Here is a 13,936-nt window from a genome sequence, read left to right on the forward strand (position 1 = left end):
CGAGATTATAGCCTGATACGGCGTCTCAGTACGGATAGAGTGCGCCAAGTACGCGCAAGCCGCTGGCTCCGGTGACTTCGGGCAAGTTGGCGGGCTGCCGGTGGTGGAAGCGCCAACCCAGCCAGGCAAAGGCGGCGGCCTCCACCTGGTGTACCGGCAGGCCAAGCTCTGCCGTGCTGGCCCAACGCATGTCGGGCGCCATGGCGGCCAGCTCGGCCATCAGGGCGCCATTGAGCGCGCCGCCGCCGCAGACGTAGACCGACCGGGTGTCGGGGCAGGCGCCATGAATGGCATCGACAATGCTGCGCGCCGTCAGCGCGAGCAAGCTGCACTGCACATCCGCCGGCGGCACGTCGCCGTGCCGAGCCAGTTTGCCGACCAGCCAAGGCAGGTCGAACAGGTCCCGCCCCGTGCTTTTGGGCGGCGGCTGAAGGAAAAAGTCTTCGGCCAACATGTCGCGCAGCAAGCCGGCATGAAGCTGGCCGCTGGCGGCCCACTCGCCATTGACGTCGTAACGTCGGCCGGTGTGCTGGTGACACCAGGCATCCATCAGCATATTGCCCGGCCCGCAATCAAAACCGATCACGGGCTGACCCGCTGCCAGTCGGGTGAGGTTGCTGATGCCGCCGATATTGAGGATGACGCGACTTTCCGTTGCATCGGCAAACACGGACTGATGAAAGGCGGGCACCAGCGGCGCGCCCTGGCCGCCGGCCGCCACATCGCGGGCGCGGAAATCGCCCATGACATCAATGCCGCAGCGCTCCGCCAGCAGGGCCAGATTCACGCTTTGCAAGGTGTAGCCCTGATGAGGCGCGTGGCGAATGGTCTGACCGTGACAAGCCACGGCAATGATGTCGCCTTCGGATTTGCCTGCCTTCAGCAGCAAACCGCGCACCGCATCCGCGTACAGCAGGGCCAGTCGATTGGCCAGCAGCGCCTCCCGGCGCAACTCGTCATGACCCACCGCCTGCAGGCTCAGCACCTCGTCGCGCATGTCCTGTGGGTAGGGAGTGCAATGTTCAGCCTCCACGTCGAGGCGGCCATCTTCGGCAAACCTTGCCAGCACAGCGTCGACGCCGTCCAGGCTGGTGCCCGACATCAATCCGATAAAGCGTTCTGTCATCAGTCCTTTTGCGCCAGCACCAGCGGCACGCCGTCCAAGAGGGCGAGCTTGCTCGACATGATCTGGCGATCCTTCCTGAATTGGGTGAGCTGGGCGGTGGTGAGGCCCTGCGCCGGCAGGGCGGCGGTGGCCGGGTCCACCGGCTGGCCATTCACTTTCACCTCAAAATGCAAATGCGCACCGGTAGAGCGACCGGTGCTGCCGACATAGCCTATCACGTCGCCGGCCTTCACCACCTGGCCAGCCTTCAGGCCGGCGGCAAAACCCTGCATGTGGCCGTACAGCGTCGCCAGCTTGCCGCTGTGGCGAATTTCCACCGCCTTGCCATAACCGCCTTGCCAGCCGGCGGACTTCACCACGCCATCCGCTGGCGCCACAATGGGCGTTCCGGCCGCGGCTGCGTAATCCACTCCCTCATGCATGCGAAGAGAGCGCAGTATCGGATGATAGCGCGTGCCGAAGCCCGAGCTGATGCGGTAATTGCTGACCGGCTGACGGCTGAAACCCTTGCGTACCGGCTGGCCCTGTTCGTCGTAATAAGCACCCGACTCGCTGTCGTGCGCCACGTAGAAAGCCTGGCGGATGTGACCGTCGTGGGTCACTTCGGCAGCCAGTATCCGCCCGGTAGCGATGGGGCTGCCATTATAAAGCAGGGTTTCGTAGACCAGTCGCACGCTGTCGCCATTGACCAGCTTGTCGAGATCCAGCCGGTCGGCGAACACATCATCCAACTGGGCAGTCACCTCGCGCGGAATGCCGGCACGGGCAAAGGAGGAGGACATGGAACCGCGAATGCCCACGGTGCGCAGGGTGTCGATCGTGTCGGTTTCCACTGGGTCGGCGCTGGCTTGCCATTGCCCCTTGTCCAACGTCAGCGCTACCAGCACTTTCTCGCCGTTTTCGTCATCGTTGAGAAAACTCAAACCGAACAGGTCGCCGTCATCATTGGTTTGCACCGAGATGCTGGCGCCCGTTTTCAGGCGCAGCAAATCCTTGGATACTGGCCCCGACGCTAGGAAGCGGCGGGCGTCGCTGTCGCGCACGCCAAGCCGGTTGAGCACACGAAAGAGGGTGTCGCCGCGCTGAATGATTTCAGCGCGCCAATAGCGCGCATTGCTGGCCGCAGGGCGGAACTCGGGCAGTGCCAGCCGCTGGGTTACGGTTTGGACAACCACATCGGGCACACTGGCGGCTTTGTCGCCAGGCATCACGGCGAAAGCGGTAACGGTGCCGAAAAACGGCAGACTGCCGGCCAGCAAAAACAGGCCAAGCGGGTGATTGATCAGGGAGTGGGCGCACTTTTGCGGGAAACGGAGCAGTTTGCGATAATCCATCATTCTCGAGGGCGGCGGGCTGGGCCCGCTTCAGGGTTCTGGTTGGCGACGGCCGAAACGGCAAATGGCTGTTGGTGAAGCGTCTCTGTCATAAGTTCCTGATCCTGCCCGACTATTTTCCAATCCTTCGCATCGCCGTCGCGCGATGCCCTGCGACACACCCTGACATCATGAAGTTGACCCTGTTCATGCCCGGGCTTGGCTGGCTGGACGGCCACGACGGCGCGGAAGTCTGCAAAGGCTTGGCACTACCCGCCCTGAGCCTGCTGCTGGGGCGCGGCCAGCTGACGCGCCAGACTTGCACCCTGAGCGAGCGTAAGGCCAGCCTGCTGCCGGCTGGCGACGCCAGCCCCGCCAGCCGGTTTGCCGCCCAATGCGAGCTCGACCCTTCGGCCAACTGGCTGCTGGCCGACCCGGTGCATCTGCGCATCGACCGGGATCGCGCTTTGCTGGCCGATGTCGGGGTGATGCGCTTGTCGCAAACCGAGGCCGACCAGCTGCTGTGCAGCCTCAACCATCACTTTGCCGAAGATGGGCTGCGCTTTCATGCGCCGCGTCCGGATCGCTGGCTGCTGAGCCTGCCAACGCCAGCCGGCGCGGCCTTTACGCCCCTGCAAGACGCTGTGGGTGAAAACGTCAACCAGCACTTGCCGCGCGGGGAAGATGGTTTGCGCTGGAGCCGCCTGCTTAATGAAATGCAGATGCTGCTCTACACACACCCCGTCAACGACGAACGCGAGTCGCGCGGCGAGCTGGCAGTCAACAGCGTCTGGCTGTGGGGCCAACAGGCCGCCCGCTCGAGCCTGCCCATCCATGGCGGCTGGCAAACAGTGCTCACCGACGACGATGACGCCCAACAGGCTGCCTTGCGCGGAGGCCTGGATGCCGATGCCGCCCCCTATGCTTATGTGGGCCTGGCCGAAGCCGGCCTTGGCAACCGCAACGTCCTGGTTGAAGTGGACGCCCTACTGGCCGCGGCACAGTATCGCGATGCTTGGGGCTGGCGCGAAGCCCTGCAAAGACTGGAAGCCGACTGGTTTGCCCCCTTGCTGGCCGCGCTGAAGCGGGGCGAAGTCAGCGAGTTGACCCTGATCACGCATGGCTCAGCGGGTTTCACCCTGAGTCTGACGCCGGCCATGCTGTGGCGATTCTGGCGTCGCCCGCTTGGCCTGCCAGCCCTTTACACTGACCTAGAATAAGCACCGCATGTCCCGAATCATTGCCCGCAACATCCCGGCAGACACCCATGGCGCACTGGTGGCGCAAGGTCTTACCCCCTTGATGGCGCGCCTGTACGCCGCGCGCGGCATCGCCGGCTCCACCGAGCTGGACTACACGCTGAAAGCCTTGCTGCCTTACCACGATCTGAAAAACATCCAGCCCATGGCCCGGCGACTGGCGGACGCCATCGATCACCGCGAGCGACTGCTGGTGGTGGCCGACTATGACGCCGACGGCGCCACCGCCTGCGCCGTGGCAGTGAAAGGCCTTGCCATGCTGGGCGCGGTGGTGGACTTCATCGTACCCAACCGCTTTGAGTACGGTTACGGGTTGACGCCGGAAATCGTCGAACTGGCGGCGCACAAGCAGCCGGACATCATTGTCACCGTGGACAACGGCATCGCCAGCGTGGCCGGCGTCAACGCCGCCAAGGCCCGCGGCATCGAAGTGCTGGTGACGGACCATCATTTGCCCGGCGACGAATTGCCGGACGCGCTCATCGTCAACCCGAATCAGCCGGGCTGCGCTTTTCCGTCGAAGAACCTGGCCGGTGTCGGCGTGATGTTTTACGTACTGATGGCGCTGCGCGCCGAACAGCGTGCGCGCGGCATGTTTGAAGGGCAGACGGAGCCCAATCTGGGCGAGCTGCTGGACTACGTGGCCCTGGGCACGGTGGCCGACGTGGTGCGGCTGGATCAGAACAACCGCATTCTGGTGGAAAATGGCCTGCGCCGCATGCGCGCCGGGCGCATGACACCAGGCATCGCCGCCTTGTTCCGCGTAGCCGGTCGGGCTGCGCACAAGGCCAATACCTTCGACCTGGGGTTCACGCTGGGACCGCGCCTGAACGCCGCCGGACGGCTGGACGACATGAGCTTGGGCATTGCCTGCCTGCTGGCCAGCAACGAACAGCAAGCCGTGGCGCTGGCGCAAGAGCTGGACCGTCTCAACCGCGAACGCAGACAGATCGAGCACGGCATGCAGGATGAGGCTCTGGCCGTCCTGTCTTCGATCGACCCGGCCCATCGTTACACACTCACCCTGTATCGCGACGACTGGCACCAGGGCGTGGTGGGCATTGTCGCCTCGCGCCTGAAAGAGCGCTTCCACCGGCCATCCATCGTTTTCGCCCCCGGCGACGAAGGCGAAATCAAAGGCTCGGGTCGCTCCATTCCCGGCTTTCATTTGCGCGATGCACTGGATCTGGTGTTCAAACGCCACCCCGGCCTGATTCTCAAGTTCGGTGGTCATGCCATGGCCGCTGGTCTGACCGTGGCGGAGGCGCGCTTTGCCGAGTTCCAGCAAGCATTCGAGGCCGTGGCGCGCGAATTGCTGCCCGAGGCGGAGCTGACGCGCACCATAGAAACTGACGGCAGCCTGGACGCGCGCGAAATCCACCTGAGGTTTGCCGAAGAGCTGGCAGCGGAGGTCTGGGGGCAGGGCTTTCCCGTGCCGTACTTCCATGACCGTTTCGCCGTGATGAGCCAGCGCATGGTAGGCGAGAAACACCTCAAACTGCGCATCGCAAAGCAGGGCCAGGAGTTCGACGCCATGATCTTCAATCACGCCGACTGGCTGCCAGACAACATCGATGCGGTGTATCAACTGGTGGCCAACGAGTGGCAAGGGCGCAAGGAGCTGCAGATCTATCTGCAGCACTGGCAAGAAGCCGTCCTCTGAAAGGAATCGCCATGATGTTCCTGCCTTTGTTCATCGGCCTGCTGCTGGGCGCTGCGGCAGCCTGGTTTGCCGGCCGCGCCAGACTGGCGACGGAACAGCGCGCGGCGCTGGATGCGCTGCTGACACAAAATGCCGGCCTGCAGGCTCAGCAGGATGCTTTGCGCCAACAACAGCAGCAGGCGGATCAGCGTGAAAGCCGGCTGGAAGAAGAGCTGCGCCAGCAGCGGCAACAGTTGGCCGAAGCCCAGCAGCAAACCGCCGCCCACTGGGCGGCGCGCCAAGAACAGGGCAAGCAGGTGGAGGAGTGGCGACAACAGCTGGCGCAACAGCAGCAACGGCAGCAGCAACTCACCGACGAGCTAACCCGGCTGACTGGCCGCGAGCAGGAACTGCAAACCTTGCTGGCGCAGGAGCGCCTGCAGACGCAGGAGAAGCTGGCCATGTTGGCCGAGGCGCGCGAAGCGCTCAGCAATCAATTCAAAGCGCTGGCGGCGGACATTCTGGAAGAAAAATCCAAACGCTTCACCGAACAAAACCAGCAAAATCTGGGCGCATTGCTCAATCCGTTGCACGACCGCATCCAGCAATTCGGCAAGCTGGTGCAAGACACCTACGACAAGGACAGCAAGGAAAGGCTGACGCTGGAGCAGGAATTGCGTCGTCTGCAAGAACTCAATACCCGACTGAACCAGGATGCGGTGGCGCTAACCAATGCGCTGACCGGCTCCAACAACAAGGCACAGGGCAACTGGGGCGAAATGGTGCTGGAAAAGGTGCTGGAAACCTCCGGCCTTACCCGGGATCGCGAATATCGCGTACAAGTGTCGGACACGCTGGAAACCGAAGACGGCGCCCGACGCTATCAACCCGACGTGGTGATAGACCTGCCGGAAGGCAAGCATCTGGTGGTGGACTCCAAGGTATCGCTCAATGCCTATGTGCGCTACGCCGCCAGCACCGATGAGGCGGAACGCGAAGCCGAATTGAAAGCCCACGCGGCGGCGCTGCGCCAGCACATTCGCTCGCTGTCGGAAAAGCGCTATCAGGATCTCTACAAGCTCAATACCGTGGACTTCGTTTTCATGTTCGTCCCGGTGGAGCCGGCCTATCTGCTGGCGGTTCAGCACGACATGAGTTTGTTCAGCGAAGCCTTTGAGCGCCGCATCATGATTGTGGGCCCCAGCACCTTGCTGGCAACGCTGCGCACGGTGGCCAGCATCTGGCGCTACGAATACCAGAACCAGAACGCGCAGGAAATCGCCCGCCAAAGCGGCGCAATGTACGACAAGCTGGCCGGCTTCGTAGACAATATGGAAAAGCTGGGCAAGCAACTGGATGCCTCGCGCGACACCTTCAACAACGCCATGAAACAGCTATCCAGCGGCAGCGGCAACCTGCTGACTCGCGCCGAAAAACTGCGCGCCATGGGCATCCGCAACAACAAGCAATTACCGCGTCACCTGCTGGATGACGCGGCGGCCGACGACGAAAACTGAATCACCGGCATGGCGGACAAAGCCCGCCTGCGGTAAGCTGGCGTCCGCTCAATTTTTCGCACTGTCCCTCACAGGAGAAACAGAATGGTTTTCTTTAAGATCCCGATGCGCAATTCCGATGAATGGGAAAAAATGTACGACTTCATCATCGTGCAGATGAAGTCCGCCGACGAGCTGGACGACGTGCTGGGCGCGCTGCTGTACGACGTATTCGGCGAATTCGACGACGAACAGCCGGAAGGCTGGGCTCCGCAACAGCTGACGTTGGAACAGGCTCTGAACGCCGGCTGGCCGATCTTCTCCTACGCCACCTACCTGCGTGAGCGCGAAGTAGAATAAGCATTCAGCCGCAAAATGCGAAAAGCCCCCGACAAGGGGGCTTTGTTTTTCCTGCGACGCCAAGGTTGGCCGAAGGGGCTCAGCAGCAAGGATTGGGCATGCCTGCGTGAATAGCCTCCAGCTCTTGCAACAGCGCATCCGGCAGTGCTACGTCAACGCTGGAAAGATTCTCCTCCAGCTGAGCCAGCGATGTGGCGCCGATGATGTTGCTGGTGACAAACGGCCGGCTATTGACCCAGGCCAGCGCCAGCCGGGCAGGGGACAGACCATGCTTTTGCGCCAATGCCGCATACGCCGCCGCCGCCGCGCCTGCTTGCGGGCTGCTGTAGCGGGTGAAGCGCTCAAACAGCGTAAGGCGTGCGCCGGCAGGCTTGGCGCCGTTCAGATACTTGCCGCTCAGTACGCCGAAAGCCAGCGGGGAATACGCCAGCAAACCCACGCCTTCGCGATGGCTGAATTCCGCCAAACCCACCTCATAAAGACGATTCAACAGACTGTACGGATTCTGGATGCTCACCACGCGCGGCAGATCCAGCTCATCTGCGGCGCGCAGAAACTGGGCCAGCCCCCAAGGTGTTTCGTTGGAGACGCCAATGTGGCGAATCTTGCCGGCATCGACAAACTCCTTGAGGATGGCCAGCGTCTCACGAATAGGCGTACTGCCAGGCGCGTCATCCTGCCAGGGATAGCCCAGCACGCCGAAAGTGTTGGCATTGCGGTCCGGCCAGTGCAACTGATACAGATCGAGATAATCAGTTTGCAGCCGCTCCAGACTGTCGTGCAGCGCCTGCGTCAGATGCTGGCGATTGAAATGCACTTTGCCGTCGCGGATATGGCCCGGGCGTTTGGGGTCGGAGGCGGGCCCGACAATCTTGCTGGCCAGCACGATCTTGTCGCGCCGACCGCCCTTGGCCAGCCAGCTGCCGATATAGCGCTCGGTCAACCCTTGCGTCTCCGGCCTCGGCGGCACCGGATACATCTCGGCGGCATCAAAAAGGTTCACGCCGCGCTCAAGCGCCAGGTCCATCTGACTATGCGCTTCCGCTTCGGTGTTTTGTTCGCCCCAGGTCATGGTGCCCAGGGCAATGACGCTGACAGCCACATCGGTGTGGCCCAGTTTGCGGTATTCCATGTTGTCCGGATGAAAAGGGAAGGGTGGGTGGATCGCTCATCTTAAAACATCCACCCTGCCGGATGTTAGCGCTTTCCTGCATGAGCTTATGCCGCGGCCGGGCAAGACAATGCATGGACGCGAGTAGCGCCGAGTGGCAATCAGGCGTGTCCGTTCAAGGCAATGTCGCCGACGATGCAATATCCGTCTTTTGTCTCATGTTGAGGGTTTTGCACCGCAGGTAACCGCCTTTGCGCCAAAACTGTAATACCCGTCTTTGGCACTCCTTGCACAGCAAGGACTCAATCGAGACTCCCGGACGTAGGCCCACCTTGGGACCGGATAGCGCTCGGATCGCCAACGGCCAAGCTGGGCCGCCTCGAGGCCGCACTCGCTGGCCACGGCTTCAACGTCACCAAAACAAACAGCCCTGACCAGATCGGCAGGGCTGCAGCCAAACTCACACCACGGAAGCTTTTTACGCATGGTTTTGCACCAGGTCTGTTATGGGCTCCCTTCGCCCGAGTGAGTATTCCATGTGAAAGCACGTTGCAACGCCGCAACGGATTTGCGGATCCATAATTTGACATAATATATATTATGCGCACTTTCGAAGCATGTTCCGTGCCCGTTTTTGGCTTTGTGCAAATTCATTACGAAATTGGCACACATTGTAAAATTTGCCCTGCCGTGGCACTTATGCGGCATATAACAAAACCCATACATAGAACATCGTGATGAAAACTAAAACATCTAACAAGAGCAGGAAAAGTGTTGCACGCAGGCGTCAACGGGCCGCCGCAGCAAGCAATGAACTACAGCGCCGCGCATGGGTGGATGCGCGTGAATGGCAGATTGTCACCTTTGGCATGCGTGATCCTGAAATCGCCCAGGCGTTGCGCGTTTCCCCCGCAACGGTCGGCCGCTGGCGGCGTGGCGAGGCCCGTATCCCTTGGATGGCCTTCGAAATCATGCGCCAGCGCAAAGGCATGTCACTGCCCGGAGCCTATCGAGAGTTTGAGGATTTCTTGCTGATGCGCGGCAATGACGGCTTGGTGTTGGTGCCGCCCGGCGCACACTGGAAAGACGGGATTACCGCACGAGATGTCAAGAACTGGTGGATGCTCAGAAAGATTGTGCAGCGTGCCCTTGTAAAGAATCCGGAGCTGACACATATCTCTGTCCCTGCTTCCCACTTGTTGAAGCCCGCGAGCAATGAAAGCCGCGTGCCTATCGCGGATGTGATTCCGCTACCCGTCTAAACGGCTATGACGGTTCGGCCTTGCCGGGCCGTTAGAACTTGTCCCACTTCGAACCCTGCTGCATGCGTTGCAGGATCAAACCACCGACCACCGTCGCCACCACGGCCAGCAATACCGCCTTGATATCGCTTTTCATGCCGGAATGCCTTGCATGCGGTCAATGCGAGTATGCGCTTTGTCCACATCGCGCCGCAGGTAGCGCAGTTCGACGCGCAGGCCGCCCCACGTCACCAGCCCGGACACCGCGCCAGTCAGCAGGATTGGCAGCAAGTCTGCCATCATGCGGCCGCTTTCTCCGGCATGAAGATAGCGAACAGGCCCGCCAGCATCGCCGGCACGGCAACAGCGGCCGGCGTACCCGACGCCATGCCCGCCGCATTGCTGATCACAGCAGCCAGACCGGCCGCGCTGGAAGGCTCTTTCAGCCGTTTGAAAAGATTGCCCATCATTTCCCCCTTACAAGGTCAGTTTGATATCCGCCCACCCCGCAGAGGTCGGCGGCACAGTTGCGGCCGGAGCCGCGTTACCAGCACCGGACGTCGCCGCGCTTGCGGTCGCTTTGTCCTGTGTGCCGAATTTCCAATACGCAAAGGCCAGAATCGCCAGCAGCGCCCATTGTTCGTTACTCACCAGTTACCCCCCGCGCCGCCATATAGCGCCTTGGTTTTTGTGACTTGATCATTTGCCGCGCCGGCCGCGCTGGCTTTCTTGTCCGGGCCGATGCCCTTCGTTTTGCCGGCCAGCCAGTCGGCAATCATCTTGTCTTCATTCGGGTGCAGCCACTTGTAAAGCTGCGTCCCAGGCGTTTCGCCCTTGTCGATGATGCCAAACCACTGATCTACCTTGCTCGCAGTGCCATAGACAACATTGTTCGGGCTGGTGACGTTCAACGCGCCGTTGTCCAGCGCCTCCGACACTTTGTCGATGACGATTGGCACCGTTTCGCCGGCTTTCTTGAGCAGGTAAACCGCCACAATGCCACCGGCCAGCGCCAGCCAGCCCATGGGCGGAATCTGTTTTAGCAGCCGGCTAGCGTCCATTGCCTACGTTCCAGTATGGTTCATCATCAATCACGGTATACGCCGGTCCGTCTGCTCCGCCTGCATTGGCAAAAATTCCCGTTGGACCATGTACCGGCGACCCATCACTAGGGAACTTTCCGTCATATACGCCACCTGAGCCCAAGTCTTCCGAGAACATCTTTTGCACGTCATCCCATGTTGCCCCTGCTTGAAGCGCAAATCGCTTCATCGCATTGTCAATGCGTGCATTGTCTTGATTCTCATCCGACTGCAGCAGGCCAACAATCGGCGACGTGAGTCCGTCTAAAAACTCTCTCGGTGCCCCGCCCTCTTGCTGAATTTTCTTTGCCAGCATGAAGCCCACAAACGCGAGCCCCGCCACCATTACCATGGTTTCCGTCTTACTGAGTGCCATTGTTGCCCCCTACGCAAAGCGCATAGCTTACAGCACTCCGGCACCCGTTTTGCTGGCTTGTGTGGCTGTGTAACCGTCCACCACAATCAAGCCATACATGCGGGTTTCCAGCGGCAAGGCTTTTTTCTCGCCTTTCAGGTACTTGGCCACATTGCCCTCGCCCCAGTTGTAGGCCCAGACAGCTTTTTTCCAATCGCCGAACTTCTTGTACAAGCGCGCCATGTAGGCCATGGCAGCATCAGTTGCCGCCTCCGGCTTGGTCGGATCGATGCCCAGATTCCTGGCCGTAATCGGCATGAACTGGAACAGGCCGGAAGCGCCGGCGCTGGACTTCACCTTGCCGCTGATGACGGCCGGGTCAAAATGGCGCGATTCTTGGTCAGCTTGGCGCAGTGCCATCCCGGGCGGTACGCCGTACTTCTGCGCGGCCTTGATGATCATTGCGTTGTAGCCCTTGTCATCGGGAATACGCTCTCCGTCCATCACCAGCGGCATGCCACTGCCTGCCGGGTCAGATGCTGCTCGCTTTACGTCTACACGTGCACCCAAATTTGCCATTTACTGCTGTCCTTCCTGTTGAATGATGTTTTCCACGCGCCACGCGCCGCCCTCTTCCTTGGCGATGCCGGTTTCCCAGAATGCCGGCGTATAAAACGCCGCTTGGCCATCGGCCACCGTGGGCACCGGGTCAAACGTGGCGCAAGCCGGCACAATGTAAGTGCCGGGTTCAAAGTTGCATTCATCCGCCACGCCTTGGCAGATATAGCGGCCGGTTTTCGGCTCGTAGTGATAGATGATCTTCGGCATGGGTTTCCCTTAGTACTTGATCAGCACCAGCGCCGCGACGTTGCGCGGCCGCGTCTCGCTGCCGCCCGTTGCAGCCGTTCTGATATTCCAGCCTGCTTGATAGTCCTGCCCGGAAATCTGCTGATAGCCAATGTAAGTGCCCGGACCGCCAGACATGTTTTGCGCATGGCCGTGCGACCTGAGGTCATCGGCCTGAAACGCACCGAGCATGCGCCCAGCATCTACGCCGCGCCCGTCATCCAGACCGCGCAGGAACTCTCCGCGATAGTCGGGCAAGTTGAAGGTGTTGACGCCATCGCCCGCACCGTAGAGCGTACCCAGCACGGCATACAGTGCCGCATAGGTGCTGCGACTCACCGCCGCGCCGTTGCACTTCAACCAGCCAACCGGCACGGATACCGATCCGCCAGCAAAGTGGACGATTTCACCCGCCATAAAAATAGACCCTTCCGAATTGACAAGCCCGGCCGTACCGGTCTTTCGTTTGAACTTTTGCGAGCGCCTCATACAAGCAACTCTTGCACCTTGATAACGCCGCCAGCGGCATCGCTGATTGCCGACCACGCCGCGCCGGGTGCGGTCTCTTCCTGCCAGACTTCACCCGCAGCCAGCACAATGACGGCGCTTGCGTAGGTAATGCCTGGCCCGCCCAATGCAATGTTGGTGCTGCCACTGTTGAGCACGCGGAATGCAATGCGGTCGCTTCTCGCCGTGATGACAGCCGTTTCAGCCGTCCCCACATTGGTAATCGGCTTGTTCAGCACTGACGACGCCGTTTTGATGGTTGCCACAACATCGCCCGTCATGCGGTTCGTGCCGCCCGATCCGTCAGAGATACCCACCTTGACGCGCTGCTGCACAGCGCTGGTCAGTTCGATGCGGTCAAAGCCTTCGCCCGGCTCAGCGTAGAAACCGGCTTCCATGTCGTCAGCCTGCATCAGCACCTTGCCGTTGCGCATGAATCGCACGGTCACAGGCGAATAGCTCTCGAAAATCTGGAAATAGGAACCCGGCTGCGTTAATGCCAGCATCTGGCCGGCGTTCAAAATCTGGCTGGTAGTCTGCATGTCAGCCCTTTTTCATAGCCTGCAAAGCGGCCAATCCCACCACGGCGAAACCAGCAACTGTGAGAATTTGCTTAGTAGATTGTGCATCTTTCGATAACTCCGTTTCCCGCGCCGTCTGGTACATGGTGCCAACGCTGGCGAGTGTTTCTTTCACGCTTGCCCGCGTTGCGTCCGTTTCCGCGTAGGCTTTGTCGAGCAGGTATTTGCCGGCGTTGACCACTTCGGAAAATTCCTTGTTTGCCAACTCCCTGCCGGATTTCGCCAGATCAATCGCCCCCGCCACTGCGCCGCCGTCCAGTACGTTGACGGTAGTCCCCGTCGATGCCGATACGGCTACCCCGCTTTGTTGCGAAATCCGGTTGTCCTGGCTGGTCGAACTGTAAGAGCTCGACGTGTTATTTGTTGTCGAGCTGGCCGAACTGCTAGACGATTTACCGCCCATTGTTCACCCCCTTCCTGTAGACGATTTCGGCCACGCCGTAACCGTGTTGCGCCAGTTTCCGAGCCATGCCCGGCCTTGCGCTGTGAATTCGTACAAATTCGGCTTGGCTGTTTTTTTCGATGTGCGGCAGGATCACGTCCAGCAGCGACACCCCCGGCAGACTCCCGCCAGCGGCCACTACAACGCACTCCGGCCCTTCCCATCGCAGCACGAATGCCGCCACATCCCGGCCGCCCTGCTCTACTGCAAACAACGCAGCACCCTGCAAGACTTGCGCCGTTTCGCTAACGGTCGGATCGTGCTTCACCGCCTTTTCCAGCATCCGCAGCAAGTGCGGCGAGGCATCCACCACGCGCCGGACGATCATTTGCCGAACTTCCGCCACAGAATCAGGCCGGCCAGCGCCAGCCCGGCATACAACATCAGGTTGGCCGGACTGGACTGCGCCATGTTTCCGTAGTTGACCGTCCAGTTACTGCCATCCATCACCCCCTTCTGCGCGCTGCTGTTGTCGCTGCTGGAACTGTTACGCGCCGAAGATGGCCCCGCACCGGGGGCGGACATCACTTTGCCCGCTGCCCCGATTGCCTGCCCTGCTACCATGCCCCACATCG

19 protein-coding genes are annotated in these 13,936 nt (G+C 60.9%); 5 read left to right on the plus strand and 14 right to left on the minus strand.

The window, feature by feature from the left end; all coding sequences use genetic code 11:
* Positions 1-25: 25 nt before the first annotated feature.
* Both Q0P52_RS11825 and Q0P52_RS11830 read right to left on the minus strand, forming a co-directional pair.
* Positions 26-1,126 carry an anhydro-N-acetylmuramic acid kinase gene (locus tag Q0P52_RS11825; protein WP_293762559.1) on the minus strand — a complete coding sequence of 367 codons (1,101 nt, stop codon included), beginning with the start codon at positions 1,124-1,126 and terminating at the stop codon, positions 26-28.
* Positions 1,126-2,460, minus strand: a complete 1,335-nt coding sequence (locus Q0P52_RS11830; RefSeq protein ID WP_293762561.1) for a M23 family metallopeptidase — start codon at positions 2,458-2,460, stop codon at positions 1,126-1,128. Before Q0P52_RS11830 ends, Q0P52_RS11825 begins: the two co-directional genes overlap by 1 nt.
* A 170-nt stretch (positions 2,461-2,630) precedes the next feature.
* Between Q0P52_RS11830 and Q0P52_RS11835 the strand changes: the two genes are divergently transcribed.
* The 4 genes from Q0P52_RS11835 to Q0P52_RS11850 all read left to right on the plus strand — a co-directional run bounded on the left by Q0P52_RS11835 (position 2,631) and on the right by Q0P52_RS11850 (position 7,196).
* Positions 2,631-3,659: a hypothetical protein gene (locus tag Q0P52_RS11835; protein ID WP_293762563.1), complete on the plus strand. Its 1,029-nt coding sequence runs from the start codon at positions 2,631-2,633 to the stop codon at positions 3,657-3,659.
* Between the two features lie 7 nt (positions 3,660-3,666).
* On the plus strand, positions 3,667-5,361 hold the full coding sequence (gene recJ / locus Q0P52_RS11840; RefSeq protein WP_293762565.1) for a single-stranded-DNA-specific exonuclease RecJ: 1,695 nt from the start codon (positions 3,667-3,669) through the stop codon (positions 5,359-5,361).
* A gap of 11 nt (positions 5,362-5,372) precedes the next feature.
* On the plus strand, positions 5,373-6,857 hold the full coding sequence (rmuC, locus tag Q0P52_RS11845; protein ID WP_293762568.1) for a DNA recombination protein RmuC: 1,485 nt from the start codon (positions 5,373-5,375) through the stop codon (positions 6,855-6,857).
* An 84-nt stretch (positions 6,858-6,941) separates the two neighbouring features.
* Positions 6,942-7,196: a hypothetical protein gene (locus Q0P52_RS11850; RefSeq protein ID WP_293813715.1), complete on the plus strand. Its 255-nt coding sequence runs from the start codon at positions 6,942-6,944 to the stop codon at positions 7,194-7,196.
* 79 nt (positions 7,197-7,275) lie between these two features.
* On the opposite strand, the gene Q0P52_RS11855 is transcribed toward Q0P52_RS11850, so the two are convergent.
* A complete protein-coding gene (locus tag Q0P52_RS11855; RefSeq protein WP_293762573.1) occupies positions 7,276-8,328 on the minus strand; it encodes an NADP(H)-dependent aldo-keto reductase in 1,053 nt (350 codons plus the stop codon).
* 716 nt (positions 8,329-9,044) lie between these two features.
* On the opposite strand from Q0P52_RS11855, the gene Q0P52_RS11860 reads away from it, so the two are divergent.
* Complete coding sequence (locus Q0P52_RS11860) at positions 9,045-9,569, plus strand: hypothetical protein (protein ID WP_293762576.1); 525 nt, start codon at positions 9,045-9,047, stop codon at positions 9,567-9,569.
* Between the two features lie 132 nt (positions 9,570-9,701).
* Here the strand turns inward: Q0P52_RS11860 and Q0P52_RS11865 are convergent, their stop codons facing one another.
* The 11 genes from Q0P52_RS11865 to Q0P52_RS11915 form a co-directional block, all read right to left on the minus strand.
* Complete coding sequence (locus tag Q0P52_RS11865; protein WP_293762578.1) at positions 9,702-9,851, minus strand: hypothetical protein; 150 nt, start codon at positions 9,849-9,851, stop codon at positions 9,702-9,704.
* The gene (locus tag Q0P52_RS11870) at positions 9,848-10,018 is read right to left on the minus strand and encodes a hypothetical protein (protein WP_293813716.1); all 171 of its coding nucleotides are present in this window, start codon (positions 10,016-10,018) and stop codon (positions 9,848-9,850) included. The genes Q0P52_RS11865 and Q0P52_RS11870 overlap by 4 nt, the downstream gene beginning before the upstream one ends.
* Before the next feature lie 177 nt (positions 10,019-10,195).
* Entirely contained in the window at positions 10,196-10,573 is a 378-nt protein-coding gene (locus Q0P52_RS11875) for a hypothetical protein (RefSeq protein WP_293813717.1), read from the minus strand.
* 25 nt (positions 10,574-10,598) lie between these two features.
* Positions 10,599-11,006 (minus strand): hypothetical protein, encoded by a 408-nt coding sequence (locus Q0P52_RS11880; RefSeq protein WP_293762587.1) that lies wholly within the window; start codon positions 11,004-11,006, stop codon positions 10,599-10,601.
* A 27-nt stretch (positions 11,007-11,033) separates the two neighbouring features.
* Entirely contained in the window at positions 11,034-11,501 is a 468-nt protein-coding gene (locus tag Q0P52_RS11885; protein ID WP_293762589.1) for a transglycosylase SLT domain-containing protein, read from the minus strand.
* Between the two features lie 63 nt (positions 11,502-11,564).
* Complete coding sequence (locus Q0P52_RS11890; protein ID WP_293762591.1) at positions 11,565-11,813, minus strand: hypothetical protein; 249 nt, start codon at positions 11,811-11,813, stop codon at positions 11,565-11,567.
* Positions 11,814-11,822: 9 nt separating this feature from the next.
* Positions 11,823-12,320: a phage tail protein gene (locus Q0P52_RS11895; protein WP_293762593.1), complete on the minus strand. Its 498-nt coding sequence runs from the start codon at positions 12,318-12,320 to the stop codon at positions 11,823-11,825.
* Positions 12,317-12,880 carry a hypothetical protein gene (locus Q0P52_RS11900; protein WP_293762595.1) on the minus strand — a complete coding sequence of 188 codons (564 nt, stop codon included), beginning with the start codon at positions 12,878-12,880 and terminating at the stop codon, positions 12,317-12,319. The genes Q0P52_RS11895 and Q0P52_RS11900 overlap by 4 nt, the downstream gene beginning before the upstream one ends.
* Before the next feature lies 1 nt (position 12,881).
* Positions 12,882-13,322 (minus strand): hypothetical protein, encoded by a 441-nt coding sequence (locus Q0P52_RS11905; protein ID WP_293762597.1) that lies wholly within the window; start codon positions 13,320-13,322, stop codon positions 12,882-12,884.
* Entirely contained in the window at positions 13,312-13,689 is a 378-nt protein-coding gene (locus Q0P52_RS11910; protein WP_293762599.1) for a hypothetical protein, read from the minus strand. Before Q0P52_RS11910 ends, Q0P52_RS11905 begins: the two co-directional genes overlap by 11 nt.
* The gene (locus Q0P52_RS11915; protein WP_293762600.1) at positions 13,686-13,934 is read right to left on the minus strand and encodes a hypothetical protein; all 249 of its coding nucleotides are present in this window, start codon (positions 13,932-13,934) and stop codon (positions 13,686-13,688) included. Before Q0P52_RS11915 ends, Q0P52_RS11910 begins: the two co-directional genes overlap by 4 nt.
* Positions 13,935-13,936: the final 2 nt, after the last annotated feature.

Origin of the sequence: uncultured Aquitalea sp., assembly GCF_945957525.1 — a bacterium.
Classification (GTDB): domain Bacteria; phylum Pseudomonadota; class Gammaproteobacteria; order Burkholderiales; family Chromobacteriaceae; genus Aquitalea.

Bases quoted from the DNA above. Each gene is read 5' to 3' on its own strand.
- Q0P52_RS11915 (WP_293762600.1), bottom strand. From the start codon at position 13,934: ATGTGGGGCATGGTAGCAGGGCAGGCAATCGGGGCAGCGGGCAAAGTG.
- Q0P52_RS11890 (WP_293762591.1), bottom strand. From the start codon at position 11,813: ATGCCGAAGATCATCTATCACTACGAGCCGAAAACCGGCCGCTATATC.
- Q0P52_RS11885 (WP_293762589.1), bottom strand. From the start codon at position 11,501: ATGCCGCTGGTGATGGACGGAGAGCGTATTCCCGATGACAAGGGCTAC.
- Q0P52_RS11875 (WP_293813717.1), bottom strand. From the start codon at position 10,573: ATGGGCTGGCTGGCGCTGGCCGGTGGCATTGTGGCGGTTTACCTGCTC.
- Q0P52_RS11910 (WP_293762599.1), bottom strand. From the start codon at position 13,689: ATGATCGTCCGGCGCGTGGTGGATGCCTCGCCGCACTTGCTGCGGATG.
- Q0P52_RS11895 (WP_293762593.1), bottom strand. From the start codon at position 12,320: ATGAGGCGCTCGCAAAAGTTCAAACGAAAGACCGGTACGGCCGGGCTT.
- Q0P52_RS11835 (WP_293762563.1), top strand. From the start codon at position 2,631: ATGAAGTTGACCCTGTTCATGCCCGGGCTTGGCTGGCTGGACGGCCAC.
- Q0P52_RS11850 (WP_293813715.1), top strand. From the start codon at position 6,942: ATGGTTTTCTTTAAGATCCCGATGCGCAATTCCGATGAATGGGAAAAA.
- recJ (WP_293762565.1), top strand. From the start codon at position 3,667: ATGTCCCGAATCATTGCCCGCAACATCCCGGCAGACACCCATGGCGCA.
- Q0P52_RS11825 (WP_293762559.1), bottom strand. From the start codon at position 1,126: ATGACAGAACGCTTTATCGGATTGATGTCGGGCACCAGCCTGGACGGC.
- Q0P52_RS11855 (WP_293762573.1), bottom strand. From the start codon at position 8,328: ATGGAATACCGCAAACTGGGCCACACCGATGTGGCTGTCAGCGTCATT.
- Q0P52_RS11865 (WP_293762578.1), bottom strand. From the start codon at position 9,851: ATGATGGCAGACTTGCTGCCAATCCTGCTGACTGGCGCGGTGTCCGGG.
- rmuC (WP_293762568.1), top strand. From the start codon at position 5,373: ATGATGTTCCTGCCTTTGTTCATCGGCCTGCTGCTGGGCGCTGCGGCA.
- Q0P52_RS11830 (WP_293762561.1), bottom strand. From the start codon at position 2,460: ATGGATTATCGCAAACTGCTCCGTTTCCCGCAAAAGTGCGCCCACTCC.
- Q0P52_RS11860 (WP_293762576.1), top strand. From the start codon at position 9,045: ATGAAAACTAAAACATCTAACAAGAGCAGGAAAAGTGTTGCACGCAGG.
- Q0P52_RS11870 (WP_293813716.1), bottom strand. From the start codon at position 10,018: ATGATGGGCAATCTTTTCAAACGGCTGAAAGAGCCTTCCAGCGCGGCC.
- Q0P52_RS11880 (WP_293762587.1), bottom strand. From the start codon at position 11,006: ATGGCACTCAGTAAGACGGAAACCATGGTAATGGTGGCGGGGCTCGCG.
- Q0P52_RS11905 (WP_293762597.1), bottom strand. From the start codon at position 13,322: ATGGGCGGTAAATCGTCTAGCAGTTCGGCCAGCTCGACAACAAATAAC.
- Q0P52_RS11900 (WP_293762595.1), bottom strand. From the start codon at position 12,880: ATGCAGACTACCAGCCAGATTTTGAACGCCGGCCAGATGCTGGCATTA.